General features: G+C 48.6%; 7 protein-coding genes. 1 reads left to right on the plus strand and 6 read right to left on the minus strand.

Going from position 1 to position 7,873, the window contains the following annotated elements; genetic code table 11:
* Nucleotides 1-434: 434 nt before the first annotated feature.
* The 6 genes from lepB to ACRYI5_RS07150 all read right to left on the minus strand — a co-directional run bounded on the left by lepB (nucleotide 435) and on the right by ACRYI5_RS07150 (nucleotide 7,065).
* On the minus strand, nucleotides 435-1,034 hold the full coding sequence (gene lepB, locus ACRYI5_RS07125) for a signal peptidase I (protein WP_448224794.1): 600 nt from the start codon (nucleotides 1,032-1,034) through the stop codon (nucleotides 435-437).
* 111 nt (nucleotides 1,035-1,145) lie between these two features.
* Entirely contained in the window at nucleotides 1,146-1,685 is a 540-nt protein-coding gene (locus ACRYI5_RS07130; protein ID WP_448224795.1) for a ferritin-like domain-containing protein, read from the minus strand.
* 15 nt (nucleotides 1,686-1,700) lie between these two features.
* Nucleotides 1,701-1,931, minus strand: coding sequence for a heavy-metal-associated domain-containing protein (locus ACRYI5_RS07135; protein ID WP_407881107.1), 231 nt, complete (start codon nucleotides 1,929-1,931; stop codon nucleotides 1,701-1,703).
* A 34-nt stretch (nucleotides 1,932-1,965) separates the two neighbouring features.
* Nucleotides 1,966-3,888 carry a heavy metal translocating P-type ATPase gene (locus tag ACRYI5_RS07140; protein WP_448224796.1) on the minus strand — a complete coding sequence of 641 codons (1,923 nt, stop codon included), beginning with the start codon at nucleotides 3,886-3,888 and terminating at the stop codon, nucleotides 1,966-1,968.
* 142 nt (nucleotides 3,889-4,030) lie between these two features.
* Complete coding sequence (locus tag ACRYI5_RS07145) at nucleotides 4,031-5,533, minus strand: glycosyltransferase (protein ID WP_448224797.1); 1,503 nt, start codon at nucleotides 5,531-5,533, stop codon at nucleotides 4,031-4,033.
* Nucleotides 5,530-7,065 (minus strand): glycosyltransferase, encoded by a 1,536-nt coding sequence (locus ACRYI5_RS07150; RefSeq protein WP_448224798.1) that lies wholly within the window; start codon nucleotides 7,063-7,065, stop codon nucleotides 5,530-5,532. The genes ACRYI5_RS07145 and ACRYI5_RS07150 overlap by 4 nt, the downstream gene beginning before the upstream one ends.
* A 266-nt stretch (nucleotides 7,066-7,331) precedes the next feature.
* Between ACRYI5_RS07150 and ACRYI5_RS07155 the strand changes: the two genes are divergently transcribed.
* Nucleotides 7,332-7,769: a universal stress protein gene (locus ACRYI5_RS07155; protein ID WP_407881113.1), complete on the plus strand. Its 438-nt coding sequence runs from the start codon at nucleotides 7,332-7,334 to the stop codon at nucleotides 7,767-7,769.
* Nucleotides 7,770-7,873: the final 104 nt, after the last annotated feature.

The following is a 7,873-nucleotide window of genomic DNA, read 5'->3' on the forward strand; positions in this document are numbered from 1 at the left end:
TTGTTTTGAACTTTCGTTCAAAGACCCTACACATTTGATTCGTCGAAACGTTGTTCAGTTTTCAAAGATCTAACTCGCTGTCATTTGACAACTTAATTACTATATCATGTTGTCTAACAGGTGTCAAGCAAGTAATTAAACATTTTTTTGAAATCCGTTTAGCAACTCGCTTCCTGTCGAAGCAACGTGTATTACTATATCAACCAGGGGCACTTAGGTCAAGCGTTTTTCTAAAAAAGATTAACTCTTATTTTCAAATGTCTTTTACTTCATTATATGTGCGTCATAAGTTTTTAAGTTAACCACTAGCTAAATCACCAGCAACCACACCTTACCCCACAAACAATCAGTTAACTTTCTAGACACTCGCCACGGTTGACCCACAAATAAGACAAACACGGCCTCGAGAGCAAGCGCTCTGGAGGCCGTTTTCATTAATTTCCGTGATTAATATTCGCACGACTGGTCTTCGTTCCAATCCAAAACGGCACTTTGACAACACCAGCGACCTTATCTTGATCAACAAACCCCCAGTACCGACTGTCATTAGACACAGAACGGTGATCCCCCAGGACAAAATAGTGTCCGCGTGGCACCGTAATTGATTGCGTCCGCCAGTCATACTCTCGTCCAAGCGTTCGTAAGTTCCAATTTCCTGTCGCTCGTCGTTGTGACGATCCAATGTAACTTTGATCAATTTGTTTACCGTTTACATAGAGGTTGCCCTGCTTACTTTCGACCGTGTCACCCGGCAAGCCAATCACCCGTTTAACGTAATTAACGTGTGTCGTGGCGTTCGGATCTTCGCCCTTTGCGTCAAAAATAATGACGCTGTTATGGTGGATTGGCGCCACCTTAATTAAGGCCACCCGTTCTTGATCAATCAAATTTGGCTGCATCGACGGACCATTGACCCGTGCAAACTGAAACACAAACGCGCGAATCAACAGTGCGATACAAATCCCAATCAAAATTGGAACCACTACGTTCCCCACAACTTTTGTTAGTCGGTTACCCCATTTTGTGTCCTTCATCGCGTTCTGCCCGCCCACATTAAAATTATCGCTTTTCGCTTATATTTTAATCCTGTCAAACAGAAATACAATTCAAAAACCACAAATGCTGTTGAATGTTACAGGTTACAACTAATCGTCGTCATCCTCATCGTCGAGCCCACTTCGTGCATCATGGCCACCCCACGCTTGCAACTCAAGAATCGTTTCCTGATTATGCATGAACAATGTCGTTAAGCGAGCCGTCAAACCAGGCCGGTCTTCTCTTTCGGCTAGTTTAATCGCCCTGGTAATAAAGAGGTTTTCTGTATCATAATCATGCACCAGCAGATCAATCATCCGCTCAGCTGGTTGATACTTGGTTCGGCCATCCTCGGTCAGCATCGCATACGCCGTAAATGCCGCTGTGGTACTAGGCGTGACTTCCCCTTCAGCTAACAACGTCCGGCCCAGGTCATCACGTTGCTGCACTGCTTGTTTCATTAATGTCGTTAATGTTGGCACCAATGATAATCGTGCCGGCCCCTTGATGTACCACTTGATCTGCTGAAGTTTATTGATCAAAACGGATAAATTTGCCACAACATGCCCGGTCATCGCCCCGGCAGTCGGTGCATGATGATCAATCTCCGCCTGATTTAACTCTGCTTGATACTGTTCTTCTACTGACATTGACTTACCTCCCGTTTACTTTGCAGCACGAACTTTAACTTGCTGAACTTCATAGCCTAATCCGGTAACAACGTTGGCTAGTGCATCCGCGGTCGTCGCCGTTTCATCCACATCCACTTTCACCTTAGCCGCATTAAATAAGACCTTCACATCATTAACACCAGCTTGATGAATAAGTGCACCCTGGATTTTTTGCATACATGAGGGACAAGACAAGGCATCTAACTGTAAAATCACTTTACTCATTTTCGACCACTCCGTTTCTTTGACTTGGTTAACTCTAGTGTACTGATGATGTGTCCCCCGTTACTTGACGCGCATCAAGTTTCTGCCCCTTTTTATGTGGCTTTCTGCTTATTAATCGCATGGCGTTCAGGATAACCACGAGAATACTAACTTCATGGATTAACATCCCACTCGCCATGTAGATCTTCCCAGCCACCAATCCGCCAAGCAGGAGGGCAACCGTCGCCACTGCAACGACGATGTTTTCACGGGTATTGGCAACCACCCGCTTTGCTAATCCATACGCATGGACTAGCTCAGCAAAACTGCCTTTCATAAGGACGACAGCCGAAGTTTCCACAGCCACATCCGTTCCGCTACCAACGGCAATCCCAATATCTGCCACTGCTAGTGAGGGACTATCGTTGATCCCGTCACCCACAAAGGCCACCGTGTGCCCCGCTGATTGAAGGGCTTGCACAGCAGCAACCTTTTCTTCCGGTAACAAATTAGCTTGGACAACATCCACGCCTGCTTGCTGGCCAATCGCCGCTGCTGTTCGCTCATTATCTCCGGTCAACATCACGACCTGCTTAATGCCTAACTGGCGTAATTGTTTGAGACTAACAACCACGTCTTCGCGCAACTCATCCGCGATGCCAACAAGAACCTGTAACTCCCCGGCAACTGCCACCAGGACTGTCGATTGACCAGCCTGTTGGGCAGCCATAATGTCCGCCTGTTGTGCCGACGAAAGTTGAACACCGTGCTGAACCAGAAGGGCCTCACTCCCAATCACTAATGGCTGACCATCAGCCTGTGCCACTAATCCTTGCCCCTTAACCGTTTCAACGGCGGTTACGTGTCCCGGTTCGTTGTCCCATTTTTGCTTGGTAACGTACGTTATCAGTGCTTGTGCCAGCGGGTGAAACGACGCTTGCTCAGCCATAGCTGCCAACTGAAGGGCTCGTTGACTAGCCTTTTCATCGTAGCGTTTAACTGATGTTACAACGGTTGCCCCCTTCGTCAACGTCCCGGTTTTATCGACCGCCAAAGCATCCACCCGGCTGAGGGTATCCATAACATCCCCACCCTTAATGAGCACACCGTGTTGAGCACCGTTTCCAATTCCCGCAACGTTTGACACGGGGGCCCCAATGACAAGCGCCCCCGGGCAACCAAGGACCATCACTGTAATGGCCAACCGAACATCTTTAAACACCACCCCAACAAGCACCGCCAACACCAACACAGCCGGCGTATAGTATGTGGCGAACCGATCAATAAACTGTTCAACCGGGGATTTTGCGTCCTGAGCGTTTTCCACCAGTTCCACGATTTTTCCAAACGTTGTCTCCTCGCCAACCCGTGTTGCCTGAACAGTCAACGTCCCGTTATCTAACATTGTCCCGGCATAAACATTAGCACCGACCGTCTTCTCAACCAGTTTAGCTTCACCCGTGACGCTGGCCTCATTGAGATAACCCGTCCCGTTCATAACGACGCCATCGACTGGCACTTGCCCCCCTGTCTTGACCAAAACGACGTCACCTTCCTCAACATCGTCAACATCCGTTGCAACTGGCTCACCACCCTCATGAACGACCCATGCCTGTGTTGGTGCCATTGCAGTCAACGTTTTGATCGACCGCCGCGTTTTTGCCAATGTTTTCTCTTCTAACCATGACCCAAATAAAAACAGAAAGGTCACGATGGCCGCTTCACTGACTTCGCCAATGATCAAGGCCCCAATCGCTGCCAGGCTAACCAATAACTCAATGCTAATCACCCGGGCGCGCAGTGCACCCCATGCACGTAAGCCGATTGGGAGGCCAGCGACGATTGCTGCCAGCGTTAACGCAACCGGTCTAACCCATAGCCATGGTAAAAACCGACCGCCAATCCCGATGATTAACAAGCCTGCTGCAATCACCGTCAATCGTTGCGTCTGTCTTTGAATCCATCTCATTACCGTCATGTCGCCACACCCCTTTAATTGAATATCCTCAGTGTAGTGGCAATGACACTTAAAATAATTGACGCTCGTCAAGTCTCGGTCGTTTAACCACAAAAAATAAGCCGCACCGGCCTTATTAATGGCGGTACAGCTTATTTTTTCGTTAGTGTAATAATTCATCCCATGCATTCCAGACGTTTGTATCACTAAATGGTTTTGCTAATTGAACCGCTTGTTTACTCCAGCGACTCAGCCGTTTCCGACTATTTAAGAGTGAAACGACACTGTCGGCCACCTTCTGCACGTTGCCTGGTTGAACCAAGACCCCGTTTTGCCCATCAGTAATCATTTCCCGGGGACCGTACAAACTATCATAGCTAACCACCGGAACCCCGTGCGTTAAGGCCTCCATCATCGCTAATGGCTGTGCATCCCCGCGGGCCGTATTGATCAATACCTGCGCGTCGTCATACACGGCGTCCATTGCCGCTTGGTAGCCAGCAAACGTCACGACATCACCTAAGTTCAGCTGATCAACCTGCTGTTGAAGTGTTTGCTGCGCTGACCCATATCCGTAAATGGTTAACGTCGTCTTGGGTAGCCGCTTGTGAATCAAACTAAACGCTGCGATTGCCTGATCCACTTGTTTATCCGGCTCCAAGCGACTGACAACAATCAGCCGGCCAGCCGTTCGTTCTGCCACAGGGACTGGTTCAGCCATTAAATCATCTGCAAACGCCACCGCAGCTGAAATCGGTGTGATTGGCCGGGCTGGATGATCACCCAGCCACCGAGTCAAATCCTGCGCTTGTCGTCTGGTAGCGGTGATCACACCATCAAAGGCTGCCATGTGTTCATGGATCGCGTAGGTGTAGACCCCGTTTAAGTTTGCAAAGACTTGATCCGTCAAGTCCACCGTATGCGGCGTCGGTAGCCAAAGGTACTTTCTTGCCGGCGTTGTCATGTTGACCAACGGTTCATCTGTCACCATCGGTCGGTCCGCAATAAAGACGTTTTCTTCTGGTGTCCGTTCGTTTAACCGGTCTAAGAAGTACGTTGTTAGCGCCACTTCATCATTAAAATAATGGTCCCCGTCAACCATCAGCTTGCACTGGGTGAGCACACCCTGTGTGCCTGCTGATGGTCCGTAATACTGCTCCATAAACCGGCTGCCATCTGGACGGTAAAATAGCTCGGTACTCAAGTGACTGTCGCTACCGAAAAATTGATCACGAGCTTTGAATCCACGCGCATCATAATCCGTTCGCTGGGTAATGTTTCCAAATGCATCATAAATCAGCACATAGTATAAGTGGCCCACCGTTCCTGGCGCAAAAAACACATCAGCAACTAACCGATCCCCATCGTAGACCTTGGTGTCATCGGCACCCGGATTAATGTTGTAATCACGCGGTAGGTTGAGGGTGTCAACGGTCATTACCGTCGGCTCAAAATGTTCCGTTCCCCGAAAGAAATCAAACAAATTGACCATGTCATCATCCACTAGGCCAAACTTTTTCATGTTGTCATGTAGCAAGCCGTCAAAGTTTCGCGTCACCAATTGAGCGGCGGCGCCATGATCATGGAACACCCGCAACCGCTTAAACTCGGCATGCTCCAGACCAGAATTCATTGCCATCAAATACTGGTTCACAAAGTAGTTCATTGCAGGTTCGCCCCCTGTTTTTTCGCATCACTAATTAGCTTCTGCCACCGATCCCAGACTGCCGTTTCAGAATACCGCTCACTGTCTTGGTACGCCTGTTCACTGTACCGTTTCAACCGTGGTTCGTCGTTTAACAATTCAACGATTGCATTTGCTAAGGCATCCACGTCGTTTAAGGTCACCAAGAGGCCATCTTGTTGATCACGAATAATGTCCCGTGGACCATACTTCACGTCGTAGGCAATCTGAGGAACCCCATGCGACTGTCCCTCTAATAGTGACAACGCAAAGCCCTCTGCTCGACTGGTCAACAATGCCAATTGGGCCTGATCATACACCGCCCCAATGTCGATTGTATAGTCGTTAAAGTGGACAACAGCGCCTAAATCCAAACTGGCAACCTGATCACGTAGCTCTGTGCCGGTATTGCCATTCGCGTAGCCCCAAAATTCCAACGTTGCGTAAGGGACCCGCTCGTGAACTTGCTTAAACGCCGTCACGATCTGATTCTGCTGTTTTTCTTCGGATAATCGCGCGACGACAATTACTTGTCCGCGCTTTCGGGCTGACCAGTCGACGCGCGGTGCATCACTAACAGCCGCTGGCACAATCCCCACCGGAATGGTGTACACAGGCACTTCATCCCCGTAACGTTTAGTGAAATCTGCCGTTTGCTCAGCCGTTGCGGTAATGACCCCATCCCAATCACTCAGATTGTTGATCGCCATTCCGTAATTAAAGTTTAGCGTTGCCGTTTGTGGTTCATCCGGATTATTCACGTGGTTACTGTGCAGATGCATTAATTTTACAGCCGCCGTCCGCATCCGTAATAACGGGTACGTCAGCTCGTAGGTCCGGTCAACCACAAAGACGTTGTGTTCACCGTTGCGGCGGTTTAATTCATCATAAAAGAACCGGGTCATCTCTTGCTCACCCGTAAACGCCCAGTCCTGCCCTTTGTAATCGAGCCATCGATACAGCGTATTGTGCTCTTTCCCCTGACGATCCGTCATGTGGGACGTTTGGTAAACTGGTTGCCCAGCAGGATTCAAAACTTGCTCTGTCGCCACGTGTCCGTTACTGCCGTACATCTGTTCAAGTGCTTTAAACCCTCTGGTATCCCACCAGTCGCTCTTAACGACCCGCCCAGTTTGATCAAAGTACTGCACATTGCTAACGGCCTTTGTCTTCTGGTCAAACAGATTGACGCGCGCCATTAACTGATTGCCATCAAAAAACTCATTGACCCCGTTATTGACCTTGTGTTTCCATGACGCTGGGAACACGAGGTCATCCACGGTCGTCTTTTGCGGGGTAAACGTCTCCGTCCCCTGAATAAAATCAAATAAGTTAACGCTGTCTTCATCCGCAATGCCTGCGTCTGCGAGCGTCTGGTGCAGGGAAAGGGAGAAAAAGCGGGTTACGATCTGTGCCGCTTGTTGGTGCGCATTAAAAAGCGCTAACCGTTTCATCTCAGCGTGCTCGATCCCCGATTTTTTTGGATTAATGCCCGTGTTAAGAAAATAAAACACGCCTGCCACCTCACGATTTCTTTTATTTATACTCTAAGCTTACCGCTTACATTCATTAAATGCTTGCCCTAATGCTACCAAACCTCGCCCATTTCTGGGTGTAAAACGGCTTTAATTTTAGCTAAAACAAAATGTTTTCCAGTCGAACCGTTTTCTAGGTCCCTAAAGGCACTTAATTTGCCCGTCTCCCCGAAATCTTTAATAATTGAATAAAGTCCCACCACGCGAAAATAAGCAATGCCAACTCATGAAATGGAGGTCCTGTCATGCCTGATAGCCGTCAACAATTACTGGTTGCCGTCGATTTTTCAGACCAAGCACCACTTGTTCGTGACTTCGCAATTGATGTTGCCGTGAAAGCTGATTACGGTATCCTCTTAACCTACGTTATTAACGAGGCCGCTTACCACATGCCACCAGATGACCCCAATCTTTCCCGCGTCATTAATGACGAATCTGATTTTGCCCACCATCAATTGGAAGATTTTGCTCAGCGCGCCCAAAAACTTGGCGTGGATGATTGTGACATTCAGGTCCTCTACGGCAATCCCAAAAACATCATTGTTCGGGAAGCCGCCAAACCATTAATTCACCACGTTATTATTGGCGCTCACGGTAAACACGCCGTTTCTGATTCCGTCATCGGTTCCACCACTGACTTTGTGGTGTACCGCTCACCAAAATCAGTGACCGTCGTTAAATAGTGACCGTTCCCTAACGCAACCCAAATTTTAGACTTCGACTCCTGTAAGACAAACAGCCCCCTCACTGACATGGACCGTCAATTTGGGAGGCCACGTTTTTTGCT

It is taken from the genome of Furfurilactobacillus sp. WILCCON 0119 (assembly GCF_053471565.1).

What these genes read in the sequence shown, in the direction of transcription:
- ACRYI5_RS07145 (WP_448224797.1), bottom strand. Translation starts at nt 5,533, where the DNA reads ATGAACTACTTTGTGAACCAGTATTTGATGGCAATGAATTCTGGTCTG.
- ACRYI5_RS07130 (WP_448224795.1), bottom strand. Translation starts at nt 1,685, where the DNA reads ATGTCAGTAGAAGAACAGTATCAAGCAGAGTTAAATCAGGCGGAGATT.
- ACRYI5_RS07135 (WP_407881107.1), bottom strand. Translation starts at nt 1,931, where the DNA reads ATGAGTAAAGTGATTTTACAGTTAGATGCCTTGTCTTGTCCCTCATGT.
- lepB (WP_448224794.1), bottom strand. Translation starts at nt 1,034, where the DNA reads ATGAAGGACACAAAATGGGGTAACCGACTAACAAAAGTTGTGGGGAAC.
- ACRYI5_RS07155 (WP_407881113.1), top strand. Translation starts at nt 7,332, where the DNA reads ATGCCTGATAGCCGTCAACAATTACTGGTTGCCGTCGATTTTTCAGAC.
- ACRYI5_RS07140 (WP_448224796.1), bottom strand. Translation starts at nt 3,888, where the DNA reads ATGACGGTAATGAGATGGATTCAAAGACAGACGCAACGATTGACGGTG.